A 16,293-nucleotide genomic window follows, 5' to 3' on the forward strand; every position below is an offset into this window, starting at 1 on the left:
CGCCGGTTTTACCCTTGCGGCAATGCTGCGTGCATCGACGACCGTTCATCTGTGCTAGCATGCTCCGCTCGGCTATTTGCAGGCCCCGGCTGACCTTCAGTCCCGGTGGCGGCAATTGTTCGAATAACCCTGATTTGAATCCCAGTCACTCTGGTTCGATTTTCCGGTTGGCCGCAAGGCTCCTGCCGCTGTAAGGCAGGCGTTCGTCATTGAATGGCCTGGATCGGATCTTGTACTGGCTCATCCCAACCCACGTGACCTTTGGTAGGGGTCACCACTAGGAGAGGAGGCGCCATGCCAACTATTACTCTTCCCGACGGCAGTCAACGTTCCTTCGATCACCCGGTTTCCGTAGCCGAGGTCGCCGCATCCATCGGTGCCGGCCTGGCCAAGGCCACTGTAGCGGGCAAGGTCGATGGCAAGCTGGTTGACGCCAGCGACACCATCAGCAGCGACGCCACGCTGCAAATCATCACGCCAAAGGATGAAGAGGGGCTGGAGATCATTCGCCACTCTTGCGCCCACCTGGTCGGTCACGCGGTCAAGCAGCTGTACCCGACGGCCAAGATGGTCATCGGCCCGGTCATTGACGAAGGCTTCTATTACGACATCGCCTTCGAGCGTCCTTTCACCCCGGACGACCTGGCCGCCATCGAACAGCGCATGCAGCAGCTGATCGAAAAAGATTACGACGTGATCAAGAAAGTCACTCCGCGCGCCGAAGTGATCGAAGTGTTCAAGGCCCGCGGCGAAGACTACAAGCTGCGCCTGGTCGAGGACATGCCGAACGAGCAGGCCATGGGCCTGTACTATCACGAAGAATACGTCGACATGTGCCGCGGTCCGCACGTGCCGAACACGCGTTTCCTGAAATCCTTCAAGCTGACCAAGTTGTCCGGCGCCTACTGGCGCGGCGATGCCAAGAACGAGCAATTGCAGCGCGTCTACGGCACGGCATGGGCCGACAAGAAGCAGCTGGCGGCTTACATCCAGCGCATCGAAGAAGCTGAAAAGCGCGATCACCGCAAGATTGGCAAGCGCCTGGGCCTGTTCCACACCCAGGAAGAGTCGCCGGGCATGGTGTTCTGGCACCCGAACGGCTGGACCCTTTACCAGGTGCTCGAGCAGTATATGCGCAAGGTGCAGCGCGACAACGGCTACCTGGAGATCAAGACTCCACAGGTCGTTGACCGCAGCCTGTGGGAGAAATCCGGGCACTGGGCCAACTACGCCGACAACATGTTCACCACCCAGTCGGAAAACCGCGACTACGCGATCAAGCCAATGAACTGCCCGTGCCACGTGCAGGTGTTCAACCAGGGCCTGAAAAGCTACCGCGAGCTGCCGATGCGCCTGGCCGAATTCGGTGCCTGCCACCGTAACGAGCCGTCGGGTGCGCTGCACGGCATCATGCGTGTGCGTGCGTTCACCCAGGATGACGCCCACATCTTCTGCACCGAAGAGCAGATGCAGGCCGAATCCGCCGCGTTCATCAAGCTGACCATGGACGTCTACGCCGATTTCGGCTTTAAAGACGTCGAGATGAAGCTGTCCACTCGTCCGGAAAAACGCGTCGGTTCCGACGAGCTGTGGGATCGCGCCGAAGCGGCCTTGGCTGCAGCCCTTGATAGTGCTGGCCTGCCGTACGATCTGCAGCCGGGTGAAGGTGCGTTCTACGGTCCGAAGATCGAATTTTCGCTGAAAGATTGCCTTGGCCGTGTCTGGCAATGTGGTACCCTGCAGCTCGATTTTAACCTGCCTGTCCGTCTGGGTGCCGAATTCGTCTCCGAAGACAACAGCCGCAAGCATCCGGTGATGTTGCATCGGGCGATCCTGGGCTCCTTCGAACGTTTCGTCGGAATCCTGATCGAGCACTACGAGGGTGCATTCCCTGCGTGGCTGGCTCCGACCCAGGCAGTGATCATGAATATCACTGACAAGCAGGCAGATTTTGCCGCAGAAGTGGAAAAAACTCTCAACGAAAGCGGGTTTCGTGCCAAGTCTGACTTGAGAAATGAAAAAATCGGCTTTAAAATCCGCGAGCATACTTTGCTCAAGGTTCCTTATCTCTTGGTTATCGGAGATCGGGAAGTCGAGATGCAGACTGTCGCTGTGCGTACTCGTGAAGGTGCTGACCTGGGCTCGATGCCCGTCGCCCAGTTCGCTGAGTTTCTCGCGCAAGCGGTTTCCCGGCGTGGTCGCCCAGATTCGGAGTAATTATTATTAAGCGTGAAATGAGACAAGATAAACGAGCTGCACCGAAAGCCCCGATCAACGAGAATATCTCGGCCCGCGAGGTTCGGTTAATTGGTGCTGAAGGTGAACAGCTTGGGATTGTGTCAATTGAAGACGCGCTTCTTAAGGCTGAAGAGGCCAAGCTGGATCTGGTGGAGATTTCCGCCGATGCAGTACCACCTGTTTGCAAACTGATGGACTACGGCAAATCGATCTTCGAAAAGAAGAAGCAGGTTGCTGCGGCCAAGAAAAACCAGAAGCAGATCCAGGTTAAAGAAATCAAGTTTCGTCCAGGGACGGAGGAAGGGGATTACCAGGTAAAACTGCGCAACCTGGTACGTTTCCTGAGTGACGGGGACAGGGCCAAGGTATCCTTGCGATTCCGCGGCCGTGAGATGGCCCACCAGGAGCTGGGGATGGAACTGCTCAAGCGAGTTGAAGGTGACTTGCTCGAGTACGGTTCGGTCGAACAGCATCCTAAGATGGAAGGACGCCAGCTGATCATGGTCATCGCCCCGAAAAAGAAGAAGTAATCAACAGGGCACGGCAGGCCTTCTGATTATGTTTATCAACTGAATGCGGAGTATCCGAACATGCCAAAAATGAAGACCAAAAGTGGTGCTGCTAAGCGGTTTCTGAAAACTGCTAACGGTATCAAGCACAAGCACGCTTTCAAGAGCCACATCCTGACCAAAATGTCGACCAAGCGTAAGCGTCAACTGCGCGGTAGCAGCTTGCTGCATCCGTCTGACGTGGCAAAAGTCGAGCGCATGCTGCGCCTTCGTTAATTTTAGTCAAGAATAGAGGAAGTAACTCATGGCTCGTGTAAAGCGTGGCGTCATTGCCCGTAAGCGTCACAAAAAAATTCTGAAACTTGCTAAAGGCTACTACGGCGCACGCTCCCGCGTATTCCGTGTTGCCAAGCAAGCGGTAATCAAGGCAGGCCAATACGCCTACCGTGACCGTCGTCAGAAAAAACGTCAGTTCCGCGCTCTGTGGATCGCTCGTATCAACGCTGGTGCTCGTATCAACGGTCTGTCCTACAGCCGTTTCATCGCCGGCCTGAAAAAAGCGTCCATCGAGATCGACCGTAAGGTTCTGGCTGATCTGGCAGTGAACGAAAAAGCGGCGTTTGCTGCGATTGTCGAGAAAGCTAAAGCCACCTTGGCTTAAGTACCCCCGACAGTCACCCGGCCTCACCTCTGTGGGGCCAGGTGTTAAACGTCATAAATAGGGGAAGAGCCTTCAAGCTCTTCCCCTATTTTGTATCTGGAGTCTGTACATGGAAAACCTGGATGCGCTCGTCTCTCAAGCACTAGAGGCTGTGCAAAGCGCTGAAGATATCAATGCCCTGGAGCAAATCCGGGTTCACTACCTTGGCAAGAAGGGCGAATTGACTCAGGTGATGAAGACCCTGGGGAATTTGCCGGCAGAGGAGCGTCCGCAAGTCGGCGCCCTGATCAACGTTGCCAAGGAGCGTGTCACAGAGGTTCTCAATGCCCGCAAGGCACTGTTTGAAGAGGCCGACCTGGCCGCCAAACTGTCTGCCGAGTCCATTGACGTGACCCTGCCTGGCCGTGGCCAGACCTCCGGTGGTCTGCATCCGGTTACACGCACTCTGGAACGTATCGAGCAGTTCTTCACCCACATCGGCTACGGCATCGCCGAAGGCCCTGAGGTCGAAGACGACTACCACAACTTCGAAGCGCTCAACATCCCAGGCCACCACCCGGCCCGGTCGATGCATGACACCTTCTATTTCAACGCCAACATGTTGCTGCGCACCCATACCTCGCCGGTACAGGTCCGCACCATGGAGTCGAAACAGCCGCCGATCCGCATCGTCTGCCCAGGCCGTGTGTACCGTAGCGACTCGGATATCACCCACTCGCCGATGTTCCACCAGGTCGAAGGCCTGCTGGTCGATCGCGACATCAATTTCGCCGACCTCAAAGGCACCATCGAAGAATTCCTGCGGGTGTTCTTCGAAAAAGAATTGGCCGTGCGTTTCCGTCCTTCCTACTTCCCGTTCACCGAGCCATCGGCCGAAGTCGACATGGAATGCGTGATGTGCAGCGGTAAAGGCTGCCGCGTCTGCAAGCAGACTGGCTGGCTGGAAGTGATGGGTTGCGGCATGGTGCACCCGAACGTGTTGCGCATGTCCGGGATCGACCCGGAAGAGTTTTCGGGCTTCGCCTTCGGCATGGGCGTCGAGCGCCTGGCCATGCTGCGTTACGGCGTGAACGACTTGCGTCTGTTCTTCGACAACGACTTGCGGTTCCTTGCGCAATTTCGCTAGTCGTAACGAATTCTTAGGAGAGCAGGATGAAATTCAGTGAACAATGGCTGCGTGGCTGGGTAAGCCCGCAGGTAAGTCGCGACGAGCTGGTTGCCCGTCTGTCGATGGCCGGTCTTGAGGTCGATAGCGTTACGCCGGCCGCCGGTGAATTCAGTGGCGTCATCGTGGGCGAGGTGCTGAGCACCGAACAGCACCCGGATGCCGACAAGCTGCGTGTGTGCCAGGTCAGCAACGGCTCGGAGACTTTCCAGGTGGTGTGCGGCGCGCCAAACGTGCGCCCTGGCCTGAAGATCCCGTTCGCCACCATCGGTGCCGAGCTGCCGGGCGACTTCAAGATCAAGAAAGCCAAGCTGCGGGGCGTCGAGTCCAACGGCATGCTGTGCTCGCAAGCCGAGCTGCAAGTGGGCGAAGGCAACGACGGCCTGATGGAGTTGCCGGCTGATGCGCCGGTCGGTCAGGACATTCGTGAATACCTGAAACTGGACGATGCCAGCATCGAGGTCGACCTGACCCCGAACCGTGGTGACTGCCTGTCCCTGGCCGGCCTGGCCCGTGAAGTCGGTGCGCTGTACGCCGCTGAAGTGACCCGTCCGGTGGTGCCTGCCGTGCCTGCCGTGCACGACGAAGTTCGTTCGATCGAAGTCCTGGCGCCGGCTGCTTGCCCGCGTTACCTGGGCCGAGTGATCCGTAACGTCGACCTGACCAAGCCAACGCCGCTGTGGATGGTTGAACGTCTGCGTCGTGGCGATGTGCGCAGCATCGACGCTGCCGTCGACATCACCAACTACGTGATGCTGGAACTGGGTCAACCGCTGCACGCCTTCGATCTCGCCGAAATCAATGGCGGCATCCGCGTGCGCATGGCCGAAGAGGGCGAGAAGCTGGTACTGCTCGACGGACAGGAAGTCAGCCTGCGTAGCGATACGCTGGTAATCGCCGACCACACCCGCGCCCTGGCCATCGCCGGCGTCATGGGTGGCGAGCACAGTGGCGTGAACACCGCGACCACGCGCGACATCTTCCTCGAAAGCGCGTTCTTCGATCAGATCGCTGTCGCTGGCAAGGCCCGTTCCTATGGCCTGCACACCGATGCCTCGCACCGCTACGAGCGCGGCGTGGACTGGCAACTGGCCCGTGAAGCCATGGAGCGCGCCACTGGCCTGCTGCTGGAAATCACCGGTGGCGAAGCCGGCCCGATCATCGAGACCGTCAGCGAACAGCACCTGCCGAAGATTGCACCGGTCACCCTGCGTGCCCAGCGCATCACCCAGATGCTGGGTATGGAAATGGATTCGGCCGAAGTCGAGCGTCTGCTCAACGCTCTGGGCCTGACCGTTTCTGCCGATGGGGCAGGGCAGTGGCGCGTGGAAGTGCCAAGCCATCGCTTCGATATCAGCCTGGAAGTCGACCTGATCGAAGAGCTGGCTCGCCTGTATGGCTACAACCGCCTGCCGGTTCGTTACCCGCAAGCGCGCCTGGCACCGCAAGCCAAGGCTGAAGCCCGTAGCGACTTGCCTGAACTGCGTCGACTGCTGGTTGCCCGTGGTTACCAGGAAGCGATCACCTACAGCTTCATCGATCCGAAACAGTTCGAACTGTTCAATCCAGGTGTCGAGCCGTTGCTGCTGGCCAACCCGATCTCGAACGACATGGCTGCCATGCGCTCGTCGCTGTGGCCAGGCCTGGTCAAGGCGCTTCAACACAACCTGAACCGTCAGCAGGATCGCGTTCGCCTGTTCGAAAGCGGCCTGCGCTTCGTCGGCCAGCTCGAAGGCCTGAAGCAAGAGCCGATGCTGGCCGGTGTCGTGTGCGGTAGCCGCCTGCCGGAAGGCTGGGCACAAGGTCGCGATACTGTCGACTTCTTCGACGTCAAGGCTGACGTGGAAGCGGTGTTGGGCTTTGCCGGCGCGCTGGATGCCTTCAGTTTCGTGCCGGGCAAGCACGCCGCGCTGCACCCGGGTCAAACCGCACGCATCGAGCGTGAAGGTCGTCTGGTCGGTTTCATCGGTGCCATCCACCCTGAACTTTCGAAAACCCTGGGTCTGGACCGTCCAGTCTTCGTTTTCGAGCTGGTCCTGGCGGAAGTGGCATCGGGTAAAATGCCTAAATTCCACGAGTTGTCGCGCTTTCCTGAAGTGCGTCGTGACCTTGCATTGATTGCACACAAAGATGTTGCCGCCGCGGCAGTACTGGACGTAATCCGTGAAAATGCAGGCGAGTGGCTGACAGACCTAAGGCTATTTGACGTGTATCAGGGTAAAGGCATTGATCCTGATAGAAAAAGCCTTGCAGTTGGCTTGACCTGGCAGCATCCATCGCGCACTCTTAATGACGATGAGGTGAATTCCACGACGCAAAACATCCTCACCTCGCTCGAACAAAGGTTGGACGCCACGTTAAGGAAGTGACGTATGGGGGCTTTGACGAAAGCTGAGATGGCGGAACGTCTGTATGAAGAGCTGGGCCTGAACAAGCGGGAAGCCAAGGAATTGGTCGAACTGTTTTTCGAGGAAATCAGGCACGCTCTTGAAGACAACGAGCAGGTCAAATTGTCCGGTTTCGGCAATTTCGACCTTCGGGACAAACGCCAGCGGCCTGGCCGCAACCCGAAAACGGGGGAAGAAATCCCGATCACGGCTCGCCGTGTGGTCACCTTTCGTCCAGGGCAGAAGTTGAAGGCCCGAGTTGAGGCTTATGCTGGAACCAAGTCATAACGACGAGCTTCCCGTCATTCCAGGCAAACGCTACTTCACCATTGGTGAAGTCAGCGAACTGTGTGCGGTAAAACCACACGTGCTGCGCTACTGGGAGCAAGAATTTCCTCAACTCAACCCCGTCAAACGCCGCGGAAACCGCCGGTATTATCAGCGCCAGGACGTGCTGATGATCCGGCAGATCCGCGCGCTGCTGTACGATCAGGGTTTCACCATCGGCGGCGCACGCCTGCGCCTGTCCGGCGACGAAGCCAAAGACGACACCACCCAATACAAACAGATGATTCGTCAGATGATTGCCGAGCTCGAAGATGTACTGGTTGTCCTCAAGAAATAAATTCCTGCATTTAAATACTTCCAGTTTTCAAAAGCTTGCGATATATTCTTGAGCGTTCCTCGAGATGAGGAACAAGTAACACGCCTAGTCGGGGCGTAGCGCAGTCCGGTAGCGCACTAGCATGGGGTGCTAGGGGTCGAGTGTTCGAATCACTCCGTCCCGACCATATTTTTCAATGACTTAGCCCAATCTGAAAAGATTGGGCTTTTTCATTTCTGGACTAGGGGTAAACAAGGGGGTAAACATAATCCCCTTTTCTAAGCGAAGCGCGCAGATGTTCGCTTTGTCCTGAGGATGTAGTTCAGCTGCTACGTGGCATGCGCAGTGTGCTGTTGATCCTAAGCCCAATGGTTCGCCGCAGTACCTGCTCCGTCAGTTCAGCATCAGCGATGCAGGTGATACCGCGCTCGTTTAGGGTGAACAGTGACTCGGAAAGGCGGCCCTCATTGCGAGCCTTAATGATCGCGGCCTTCGATATGCCAGCGCGGCGGGCGATCTCGCTGATAGTGCACTGCATGACTGTTCACCTCACTGCGGGCTTTCTGCAAGCGTAGGACAGATGATCCCTCTTTTCGTATCTTAAGACCGGATACGGGGTTGAAGTCCTAACTTTGCGCTACTGCGGCTCCTAACATATTCGGCCATCATAAACGGCAACTGCCGACCCAAAGGAGGCACTCAGAAGCGTCTCCAGTCTCGGACTATTCACATATCAGTAGGGTTTATCGCCGAAAATGGCCGCGCGCTCCATCTTGCGATGGCAAGGCGGGCCAACGGATTAATGCGGCAGTCTCGCCTTGCTCTCTCGGTAGGCGGCGGCCCAATCCGAGGGTGTCTTGCCGAACTGGCTGCGGAACCAGCGTGAAAAGTCACCGGCGGAGGAGAATCCGAGGAGTTCGGCAACTTCATACAATCGACGTTTGCTGTTGGCCAGGTACTCTTCGGCGAGTTCAGCGCGTACAGCATTGATGATCGTCGTGACACTCTCTCCCTCGGCTGACAGGTGTCGGCTAAGGGTGCGTCGATGCATGCCAAGATGCTGGGCAATCCCATCGACGGAGCACAGTCCGCTTGGCAGCAGCATCTTGACGATCTGGCGTACCCGCTGCGCCGGCTCGTCGCGCAAGGTAGTCAACTGCAGGTCCAGCGATCGCTTTATTTCCCGATGCAACGCGGGGTCAGCCGCGGGAATGGGCACGTCCAGATCGCGCCTACGACAAACGATGGCATTGAACTCCTGCGAAAACTCGATAGCTGTGCCCAGTACGCGGTGGTGCACCTCAAGGCTGGCAGGTCGCTCATGAGTAAAACTGACCCTGACCGGGCGGAACGTATTGCGCGTCAGCACGTTCAACGTACGCAGTCCAATACCCGTTGACTGTTCGATAGCCTGACGCCAGACACCGTGATGGCCCTGCATTTTTACACCCACATGCAGCAGCACCAGGTCGCCTACATCCTCAAGTCGCAACTCCACCCCGGCGTTATGCAGGCGCATATAGCGCGCGCACGATTGCAAGGCTGCGCGAAGTGTCGGTTCTTCGCGGATGAGTAGCGCGAGCATGCCGAAATTGGATAGGTGTCGTGTTTCCGCGAGCAGCAGTCCGAAGGCCTCCTGGCCGGAGAGACGGGCCGACTCCTCCAGTAGCAAACCCACCGAATCGCTGCTGATCATGATATTCGGATCATCGAGGGCACTGGCTGGCAACTTGGCCAAACGCAGCATTCGAAATGGATCGAGCCCCACTGAACGGGCAACCTGCTCATAGTTGGTTAGGCTGGCACTGCGCGTCACGGTGTACATGCATCCCCTCATGTCCCAAATTCACAAGATTGTGTCTTCAGAAGCTTAGTGCAGGACACCCGATCACGGCTACCTTCAGGCTGACAACTACAGCAAAGATGGAGGTGGATAGTGGGCACGCGCACCGCAACACATATCAGCCAGCCGCTCGCGGCAAGGGCGCAAGTGGACGCTGACGACCCTGAGGTATTCAACCACTGCTTCGCCGAACTCAACGGCATTCGCATGCATTACGTCGACGAGGGACAGGGTCCGCTCGTCATCCTGCTGCACGGTTTTCCCTACCTTTGGTACATGTGGCGACGCCAGATCGTGGCGTTGGCCGAGGCCGGTTATCGGGTCGTCGTCCCCGATCAGCGGGGTTTTGGGCAAACCGATCGGCCCGATGCCATTGAGGCCTATGACATGAGCCAGGCTGTCGGCGACATGGTGGGCTTGATGGCGACTCTGGGCGAAACCTCCGCAGTGATCATTGGGCACGACTTGGGCGCCTGGGTGGCCCAAGCCGCAGCCATGCTAAGGCCGGATCTGTTCCGTGGCCTGGTGATGCTCAATACGCCGGTGCCACCACGCGGCAAGGTCAAACCGACCGTAGGTTTGCAGGCAATGGCGAAGGGCCGGGTGTATCACCACCTGTATTTCCAGCAGCTCGATAAGCCGGATCGCGAACTGGCCAGCGACCCGCGCAAGACCTTGCGTAGCGTTTTCTATTCGATTTCCGGCAGTGCTGTCGGCGCTGAACGCTGGCGTCTGTTCGTCGAGCCAGGTGAGCCCATTCTCAATGCCTTCACTGAACCGAAGGGCGAGTTCCCGTCATGGCTGAGCGCAAGGGCGCTCGATTACTACGTCGCCGAATACACGCGTACCGGGTTTACCGGTGCATTGAACTACTATCGCTTTCGCGACCGGAACTGGGAAATCACCGCGTTTCTTGATGGTGCGGTGGTGCGCCAGCCGAGCATGTTCATCGGTGGTGCTGCCGACCCTTCACTGGAGCCAGTCGAAATCCGCGGTCTCTACGATCAGCTCGACACCTATCTACCCGGGCTACAGAAGAAAGTACTGCTACCCGGCGTGGGCCATAGCGCTGCAGAAGAAAGCACCGAGCAAGTCAACGAACTGCTCCTGACGTTTCTCGAACAGTTCTAACGATGGGGGGCGAGCGCTTTGGTGCGCCCGCCCGATTCGCGTTTTTCGCGGCAATGCCTGTTACTCAGTTGAATGCCGTCAGGTCTTTCGGTGCGATGTCATGCTGCTCGCAGTAGGCAAGATAGCGATGCAATCCTGACTTCCAGTTTTCGAGCGCGACGATGTTGTCGTTGCCGTCCAGAAACGCCAGATCGCCATTCACCTGAACCAGGGTGAGCACATACCCCTCTGTGCTTCCCGTGCTGACGACTTCAGGCGTGTGAGTCGATCCAGCAGTCTCATACACGATGCTGCCAGGGCCAGCGATCCAGTCGTGATCCTTGTATTTCCAATGGCCTTCGATCGTGTAGACCATCACCGTCCCCGTGTGATGGTGCTTGGGCAATTGCATGTCGATCGGCGACTTCATCATGACAATCCATTCACCACGAATCGGGTCAAGCTTGAAGTACTTCAGCAGAACGTTTTCCGCATAGGGCGTAAAGGGTACCCACGGCAGCGATTCGCCATCGATGACTGCGGTGTCGACGTGTTCGTAGAGCATGTTTATCTCCATTGACGCGGTTCAGATCGAGTATTCGTCGGCAGCCAAGACAGCCCGACGATCTCTGATGGTCGGGGGTCCTGGTTTTCTCTGGGGGAGACGGTTCGAATCAGGTTAGCGGGGTGCCCGCAAGTGTGGCGCGGAGCATCTTTCTTGGTGCATTGCCGTAGTCGGCCACCGCGTAGTGCTGGACTTGCAAGTTATCCCACATGGCAACCGTGTTGGTGCGCCACTTCAGGCGTACCTGGTACTCCGGAATAGCCGCCTGAGAGGTCAGGTAATTCATCAGGTGATGTGCCTCGGGCATGAAGTCCTGGCCGTAGCGGATGTCTTCGAAGTTGAAGAAGTTCGCGAAATGGGTGGTGAACGCGGAGTTGACGAACAGCACTTTTTCACCTGTTTCAGGGTGGATCAGTACCACCGGATGTTCAGCGGCGGGGGTTTTCAGGGCCATTGCGTGACGTTCTTCGCGGGGCATCTGGGCACCAAAGGAGTGCTCGGCACTGTGTTTTGCGAACAGGCCTTCGATCCGTTGTTTGATGGTGCTGGGCAGGTTTTCGTAAGCCATTACCATGTTGGAGAACAGGGTGTCGCCGCCGGATTCAGGGCCTTGCTCGCAGCGCAATATCGCGCCGCGAGGCGGAGCCGGCTTAAAGGTGACATCGGTATGCCACAGGTTTTCGCGGCTCGCTTTTTCGACAAAACTCTTGGGCTTACTTGGGTCGAGGTTGCGGTACAACATCAGAAGCTTGTCTGCCTCCGGGTGGCTCGGTGCCAAGGGATGTCCTTCCAAGTCGCCGAATTGCGCGGCGAAGTGCTGTTGCTCCATAGGGGTGATGTCCTGATCGCGAAAGAACAGAACTTTGTACTTCAACCACAGCGCCCGGATTTCCGCGATCAGTTCGGGGTCTTGGGCAGCATCGGCCAGGTTGATATTGCTGAGTTCGGCACCGATGGCGGGTGAGCAAATTTCCACCTTGATCGAATGCTGGCGCACTGACGAGCGAATAATGGCGGGGGCTGATGGCGTGTCTTGGGTGGCGAATATTGTCATTGTTGTCTTCAATCCGGGCATTTACGGCGTTGCGCAATATGTGCATCCGCTATGGGTAGCTGCTCCCTGCCAAATTGGGCAGAGGCACCGGGCCTATAGTAGGTATCGCGGGCGCGATGCCATGGGCTTAGCAGGACAGTTTCTTCGCATATTGAGACAAGGGAAGACAGGAAAACGAACAATATTGCGATGCAGGTTGGGTGATCCGATTTTGGCTAAAGGTGGCCTTTGATGAGAGGCAGCTTTTGGCCGATTCTGTTGAAAAAGTCGGTCCTTCGAGACTGCCCGCGTACTGACTGCTGAAAACGTTTCTTTTTGCGAGCAGCTACGCGAAATCTGAGCCCAGAAACCTCTGCTCAAAGTAAAGATTTCAATCTCAAGCGCGTACTTTTCTGCCGTGGAAACTATGGCCGACTTTTTCAACAGAATCGGCCGTTTGCTGCCTTTCGTGAACGGGTGAAGATGATTTGGCAGCGGTAGCTCCACGCTTTCCTTTCGTGATGGCCAATTTCCATCCGCTTCCGGGCCCATGATCCGACAGGGAGCTGTTAACTACGTGAAGGAGAGCAGTAAGATTTTTAAATGGAGATTGGAAGTCTTTCGCAACATCCGCGCCGCATTCATGGTCGTTCCTGGTCACGGTGTAAAAACCTGAACTCAGCTCTATGCGCTAGGGCTTTGCCTCAGCCTTTCAGTAGCGATACGGTAGTTAAAGCTCTCAACTCCGGGACAGGCAATGGCAGTGAGCAAAGTCTTTCAGCTTCTTGCTCCTTTTATTTCCTTGGTTGTTATCTGGCCTGAACCAGGTGTCGCTGCCGATAGTCAGGCGGAACTGGCTAAACAATCCCTGAACCCGGTCGCTGCACTCTACAGTTTGCCGATTCAATACAACTGGAATCAGAAACTCGGTCCCAGCGGTGAGGGCTATCAAAGCGTCACCAATATTCAGCCGGTGTTGCCCTTCAGTCTGAACGAGGAATGGAACCTGACTTCCCGGACCATCCTTCCTGTCATCGATCAGCATGGCCTGGTGTCTGGCGGGCTCGCCTGGCTGTGCCACAGGCTGAACTGTGAGCATTGAGTGGTCAGGTGGCGGGAAATGCAGATCGCCGGACTCAGTAAGTGCCCTTTGAGTCCAATTACCAATCTGGCATCAGGTTGATCCCACAAGAGTCGACTGTGTTGGGACGAGAAAGTATTTCATTCAGGTGACGGCAATGGATTTCTGCCTGTACGGCCTGTGCGAAATTTCGATTCACTGCCTCCCCTGTACGGATGTCGACGATTCGATAGTAGAAACCGTTCGAAACACCGTGGGCAGGTCGTTTTTGCACGATGAAGACTTCCCCCATGATCTGGCCCCTTGGTGGTCAATCCATAAACCTTAATCCCTGATTGGTATTTATCAAGGAAGGTGGATGAACGGGGGGCAACATGAGTCACGTAACCCGCTTCCGGCACGAACTGCCCGTGGGCTCGCAGTACGACATCAACGATGATGGGTCGCAATGCAGTCTGAAGGGTGAGAGCGCAAATGAAAAAGCCCGACCTGGGTCGGGCTTTCCAATCACGTAGCCAATTCCCTTTGGCTGACTGCATTGTGCTGGACAATTGTGACGAAGACGTGACGAGGTGCGCATACGCATGCAGAGCAGATTTCCAACGACGCAAGGGAAACGCGCCTAAGCTCAACCCAGCGTCCACAACACATAGCCGTGGTGCAGCGTGAATATCAAAAGCCTCAGCGTTACGCTCATTGTCCTCGCATTAACAGGCTGCGCCACTTCTGGCGGCGATCTTCAAAACTTCTGGTGCGGCGCCAGTGACGGAACGATGGAAAGTTAAGGATGGAGTTTTATGTATCGAATCCCCGGGCTATCCAACAGAGTGTGTTCGAGTGAAATCGGATAAAAATGACTACTGGTTTGTCGGCACGGACAGCGGGGAGGTGCGTTATCAATTCACCCGGTCTTCCCAGTGAGGCGAAAACCGTCGCGGGGTAGGGCAAAACGCGAAACCCACCTCAATGGAGCACCCTGCGACTCTCTCCAATCCTGATCCGATCAAGCGCCCGGTTCAATGCGTCCAAGGCATCGAGAAGGGCTTTTGCCTCGGCTTCCCGGCCATCTCCCCATAGTCGTTCGGCCATTTTGTTCAGGGCCTGGATGGATCTTTCAATGTCTGCAGCGGTTGCTGCGGGTGTGTCTGTCTGCCGCTTCTTTGGCATTGTCAAAATGGCTCAGTGCGCGAGCGATAACGCCGACGATTCGGCATTTTTTGGCGCTCATTTCAATGGGAAAAAGTAGTGAAACAGAATATCAACCGACGGCCTTGAGTGTCTGAACATTGACTGAGGGGCAGGGCACGCTTATATAGGTGCACATTGCACAGTTTAGTCAAAGCAGGACATGTAAATGAGCGAAGAGATCGATATTCCTGAGCCCGAGCACGACCATTTGCTCGATCATGAATTCCACGATGAAGAACCCTGGGCTGAAGTAGATGCCCAAGGCATTCTTGACGATGAAGACGAAGAAGATGATGACCTGGACTATCTTGATTCGATTGATCAAGAGGACTAGGCCGGCAATATCAAGGTGGGTCAGGTTGCCTGCGTTTTTTCAAGGATGAAACCAATGAAATATCTCAAGGCCCTCAACGCAGCCTCAGAGCGTTATCTAAGCAGGTTTACCCGCAAGCAGTTTTTCTTTGCTGCCCTCGCGGTCACCGCGGTCAACTATTCGCTTGCCTATACAGTCCCCGGATACAAATCCCTCTACCTGGCCATGATCGGTGGCTGGCTGTTCGGGATGATTTTCGCGAGCTTGCATTGCGCTAAGGAAGATTGAGGGCCCTTGGCAGGACCCTCGCTTGAACTCCCGATGTCGTTGCAGTGAAGGCAACACTTGTGAAGATCAACCGCTTAGCTGGCAGTTTTCAGCTGCCCTTGCGCGCTCGATCCGGTGCGGGCGATTACAGTCAGGATCGACAGCGCAGCAATCACCAGCCCGGGAGAGGTCGCCAGCAGCACGCCAGTGGTGCCCGCTCCCGCAGCCAGGATTTGCCCGGCGGCCAAGGGGCCTGCCACCGAGCCCAGACGGCCGATGGCCACGGCGGCGCCGACACCGGTGGCGCGCACCGCGGTCGGGTAGGACGGTGGCGCCAGGGCGTAGAGCACCAGTTGCGCAGCCATGACGAACAGCCCGGCGGCAAATCCGGCGATCGCCATCGGTACGATACCCACGGCCAATCCGACCCCAGCCAGCGCCGTCAGCAACCCGGTGTAAACGAACACCACGACCTTGAAGCCGTTGCATCGATCCAGAAGCAGGCCACCGAGCAGCGAGCCGAGGGCGCCGCCGATGTTGAACAGCATCTGCACCATGCCCGCCTGGGGTTTGCTGAAGCCCTGTTCCAGCAGTAACGATGGCAGCCAGTTGAGCAGCATGTACATCACGGTGAGGGTGAAGAAATAGCTCAGCCACAAGGCCAGGGTGTTGCGTGTGCGGCCTTCGCCGAACAGTGCCTGTGCGCTGGAGGGTCGCAGGCTGCCGGTTGCTGAGTGTTGCTGGCGGAAGGCGGTGGATTCGGGCAGCAGCAGGGCCATCAGCGGTACGACCAGCAAGGGCACCAGGCCGCCGATGATGAAGGTGGTTTGCCAGTGTTCACTGGAAAACATCGCCACCACCGCCGCGAGCGCACCGCCCAGGGGCACGCCGCAATACATGACACTGATGGCGGTGCCACGGTTGCGTTCGCTCACGGCCTCGGCGCACAAGGCGATCAGGTTGGGCAGGGCGGCGCCCAGGCCCAAACCGGTCATGAAGCGCACCAGCAACAGGCTGGAGTAGCTCTCGACGTAGGCCGTGCACAGGGAGAACAGGCCGAACAGCAGCACGGCACCGACGAGGATTTTCTTGCGGCCGATGCGATCGGCGACCCAGCCGCCAAAAAACGCCCCGGGCAGCAGGCCGATGATCCCGGCGCTGAACACCCAGCCCATCATCTTCGGGTCCAGGGCAAAACTCTGGCGCAGCCCGGCGGCAGCGGTGCCGGCGGCCTGCAGATCGAAACCCTCGATCAGCGCAACGATAAAGCACAAAGCGATTGTCAGCGTCGAACGACGCGATGGGCTGTCCATGGGTGGAACCTCATTG

At 57.1% G+C, this 16,293-nt stretch carries 17 protein-coding genes, 1 tRNA gene and 1 pseudogene; 13 read left to right on the top strand and 6 right to left on the bottom strand.

The annotated features are described in order from the left end of the window. Positions 1 to 294: 294 nt before the first annotated feature. The 9 genes from thrS (at position 295) to ACYP2Q_RS08435 (ending at position 7,751) form a co-directional block, all read left to right on the top strand. Positions 295 to 2,217, top strand: a complete 1,923-nt coding sequence (thrS, locus tag ACYP2Q_RS08395; RefSeq protein WP_459730048.1) for a threonine--tRNA ligase — start codon at positions 295 to 297, stop codon at positions 2,215 to 2,217. Continuing rightward, a complete protein-coding gene (infC, locus tag ACYP2Q_RS08400; protein ID WP_172668659.1) occupies positions 2,217 to 2,768 on the top strand; it encodes a translation initiation factor IF-3 in 552 nt (183 codons plus the stop codon). The genes thrS and infC overlap by 1 nt, the downstream gene beginning before the upstream one ends. A 60-nt stretch (positions 2,769 to 2,828) precedes the next feature. Beyond that, entirely contained in the window at positions 2,829 to 3,023 is a 195-nt protein-coding gene (rpmI, locus tag ACYP2Q_RS08405; RefSeq protein WP_002553160.1) for a 50S ribosomal protein L35, read from the top strand. 28 nt (positions 3,024 to 3,051) lie between these two features. Continuing rightward, positions 3,052 to 3,408 (top strand): 50S ribosomal protein L20, encoded by a 357-nt coding sequence (rplT, locus tag ACYP2Q_RS08410; protein WP_007905879.1) that lies wholly within the window; start codon positions 3,052 to 3,054, stop codon positions 3,406 to 3,408. 109 nt (positions 3,409 to 3,517) lie between these two features. Further along, positions 3,518 to 4,534: a phenylalanine--tRNA ligase subunit alpha gene (pheS, locus tag ACYP2Q_RS08415; RefSeq protein WP_007905876.1), complete on the top strand. Its 1,017-nt coding sequence runs from the start codon at positions 3,518 to 3,520 to the stop codon at positions 4,532 to 4,534. 26 nt (positions 4,535 to 4,560) lie between these two features. Continuing rightward, a complete protein-coding gene (pheT, locus tag ACYP2Q_RS08420) occupies positions 4,561 to 6,942 on the top strand; it encodes a phenylalanine--tRNA ligase subunit beta (RefSeq protein WP_459730049.1) in 2,382 nt (793 codons plus the stop codon). 3 nt (positions 6,943 to 6,945) lie between these two features. Beyond that, on the top strand, positions 6,946 to 7,248 hold the full coding sequence (gene ihfA, locus ACYP2Q_RS08425) for an integration host factor subunit alpha (RefSeq protein ID WP_002553164.1): 303 nt from the start codon (positions 6,946 to 6,948) through the stop codon (positions 7,246 to 7,248). Further along, positions 7,229 to 7,585, top strand: coding sequence for a MerR family transcriptional regulator (locus ACYP2Q_RS08430; RefSeq protein ID WP_003179985.1), 357 nt, complete (start codon positions 7,229 to 7,231; stop codon positions 7,583 to 7,585). Before ihfA ends, ACYP2Q_RS08430 begins: the two co-directional genes overlap by 20 nt. 89 nt (positions 7,586 to 7,674) lie before the next feature. After that, positions 7,675 to 7,751: transfer RNA gene (locus ACYP2Q_RS08435), tRNA-Pro, on the top strand. A 135-nt stretch (positions 7,752 to 7,886) separates the two neighbouring features. On the opposite strand, the gene ACYP2Q_RS08440 is transcribed toward ACYP2Q_RS08435, so the two are convergent. Then, on the bottom strand, positions 7,887 to 8,102 hold the full coding sequence (locus tag ACYP2Q_RS08440; RefSeq protein WP_459730050.1) for a hypothetical protein: 216 nt from the start codon (positions 8,100 to 8,102) through the stop codon (positions 7,887 to 7,889). Positions 8,103 to 8,363: 261 nt separating this feature from the next. After that, positions 8,364 to 9,389: an AraC family transcriptional regulator gene (locus ACYP2Q_RS08445; RefSeq protein WP_459730051.1), complete on the bottom strand. Its 1,026-nt coding sequence runs from the start codon at positions 9,387 to 9,389 to the stop codon at positions 8,364 to 8,366. A gap of 111 nt (positions 9,390 to 9,500) precedes the next feature. On the opposite strand from ACYP2Q_RS08445, the gene ACYP2Q_RS08450 reads away from it, so the two are divergent. Continuing rightward, positions 9,501 to 10,538: an alpha/beta fold hydrolase gene (locus ACYP2Q_RS08450; protein WP_459730052.1), complete on the top strand. Its 1,038-nt coding sequence runs from the start codon at positions 9,501 to 9,503 to the stop codon at positions 10,536 to 10,538. A 64-nt stretch (positions 10,539 to 10,602) separates the two neighbouring features. On the opposite strand, the gene ACYP2Q_RS08455 is transcribed toward ACYP2Q_RS08450, so the two are convergent. Together ACYP2Q_RS08455 and ACYP2Q_RS08460 are read right to left on the bottom strand one after the other, a co-directional pair. Further along, positions 10,603 to 11,082, bottom strand: coding sequence for a 2,4'-dihydroxyacetophenone dioxygenase family protein (locus tag ACYP2Q_RS08455; RefSeq protein ID WP_459730053.1), 480 nt, complete (start codon positions 11,080 to 11,082; stop codon positions 10,603 to 10,605). Positions 11,083 to 11,191: 109 nt separating this feature from the next. Continuing rightward, complete coding sequence (locus tag ACYP2Q_RS08460) at positions 11,192 to 12,064, bottom strand: TauD/TfdA dioxygenase family protein (protein ID WP_459730098.1); 873 nt, start codon at positions 12,062 to 12,064, stop codon at positions 11,192 to 11,194. A gap of 814 nt (positions 12,065 to 12,878) precedes the next feature. Between ACYP2Q_RS08460 and ACYP2Q_RS08465 the strand changes: the two are divergent. Further along, a pseudogene (locus ACYP2Q_RS08465) lies at positions 12,879 to 13,184 on the top strand (transporter); the annotation flags it as partial. Between the two features lie 975 nt (positions 13,185 to 14,159). On the opposite strand, the gene ACYP2Q_RS08470 reads toward ACYP2Q_RS08465, so the two are convergent. Next, the gene (locus ACYP2Q_RS08470; RefSeq protein WP_274077396.1) at positions 14,160 to 14,363 is read right to left on the bottom strand and encodes a hypothetical protein; all 204 of its coding nucleotides are present in this window, start codon (positions 14,361 to 14,363) and stop codon (positions 14,160 to 14,162) included. Positions 14,364 to 14,550: 187 nt separating this feature from the next. Here ACYP2Q_RS08470 and ACYP2Q_RS08475 point away from each other — a divergent pair, with 187 nt between their 5' ends. Together ACYP2Q_RS08475 and ACYP2Q_RS08480 are read left to right on the top strand one after the other, a co-directional pair. After that, positions 14,551 to 14,718, top strand: coding sequence for a hypothetical protein (locus ACYP2Q_RS08475; RefSeq protein WP_459730054.1), 168 nt, complete (start codon positions 14,551 to 14,553; stop codon positions 14,716 to 14,718). A gap of 54 nt (positions 14,719 to 14,772) precedes the next feature. Then, positions 14,773 to 14,985, top strand: a complete 213-nt coding sequence (locus ACYP2Q_RS08480) for a hypothetical protein (RefSeq protein WP_459730055.1) — start codon at positions 14,773 to 14,775, stop codon at positions 14,983 to 14,985. A gap of 74 nt (positions 14,986 to 15,059) precedes the next feature. Here the strand turns inward: ACYP2Q_RS08480 and mhpT are convergent, their stop codons facing one another. Further along, on the bottom strand, positions 15,060 to 16,277 hold the full coding sequence (mhpT, locus tag ACYP2Q_RS08485) for a 3-(3-hydroxy-phenyl)propionate transporter MhpT (RefSeq protein ID WP_459730056.1): 1,218 nt from the start codon (positions 16,275 to 16,277) through the stop codon (positions 15,060 to 15,062). Positions 16,278 to 16,293: the final 16 nt, after the last annotated feature.

The sequence above is a fragment of the Pseudomonas sp. MHK4 genome (assembly GCF_054600775.1).

What these genes read in the sequence shown, in the direction of transcription:
- thrS (WP_459730048.1), top strand. Translation starts at nt 295, where the DNA reads ATGCCAACTATTACTCTTCCCGACGGCAGTCAACGTTCCTTCGATCAC.
- rpmI (WP_002553160.1), top strand. Translation starts at nt 2,829, where the DNA reads ATGCCAAAAATGAAGACCAAAAGTGGTGCTGCTAAGCGGTTTCTGAAA.
- rplT (WP_007905879.1), top strand. Translation starts at nt 3,052, where the DNA reads ATGGCTCGTGTAAAGCGTGGCGTCATTGCCCGTAAGCGTCACAAAAAA.
- pheS (WP_007905876.1), top strand. Translation starts at nt 3,518, where the DNA reads ATGGAAAACCTGGATGCGCTCGTCTCTCAAGCACTAGAGGCTGTGCAA.
- pheT (WP_459730049.1), top strand. Translation starts at nt 4,561, where the DNA reads ATGAAATTCAGTGAACAATGGCTGCGTGGCTGGGTAAGCCCGCAGGTA.
- ihfA (WP_002553164.1), top strand. Translation starts at nt 6,946, where the DNA reads ATGGGGGCTTTGACGAAAGCTGAGATGGCGGAACGTCTGTATGAAGAG.
- ACYP2Q_RS08430 (WP_003179985.1), top strand. Translation starts at nt 7,229, where the DNA reads ATGCTGGAACCAAGTCATAACGACGAGCTTCCCGTCATTCCAGGCAAA.
- ACYP2Q_RS08440 (WP_459730050.1), bottom strand. Translation starts at nt 8,102, where the DNA reads ATGCAGTGCACTATCAGCGAGATCGCCCGCCGCGCTGGCATATCGAAG.
- ACYP2Q_RS08445 (WP_459730051.1), bottom strand. Translation starts at nt 9,389, where the DNA reads ATGTACACCGTGACGCGCAGTGCCAGCCTAACCAACTATGAGCAGGTT.
- ACYP2Q_RS08455 (WP_459730053.1), bottom strand. Translation starts at nt 11,082, where the DNA reads ATGCTCTACGAACACGTCGACACCGCAGTCATCGATGGCGAATCGCTG.
- ACYP2Q_RS08470 (WP_274077396.1), bottom strand. Translation starts at nt 14,363, where the DNA reads ATGCCAAAGAAGCGGCAGACAGACACACCCGCAGCAACCGCTGCAGAC.
- ACYP2Q_RS08475 (WP_459730054.1), top strand. Translation starts at nt 14,551, where the DNA reads ATGAGCGAAGAGATCGATATTCCTGAGCCCGAGCACGACCATTTGCTC.
- ACYP2Q_RS08480 (WP_459730055.1), top strand. Translation starts at nt 14,773, where the DNA reads ATGAAATATCTCAAGGCCCTCAACGCAGCCTCAGAGCGTTATCTAAGC.
- mhpT (WP_459730056.1), bottom strand. Translation starts at nt 16,277, where the DNA reads ATGGACAGCCCATCGCGTCGTTCGACGCTGACAATCGCTTTGTGCTTT.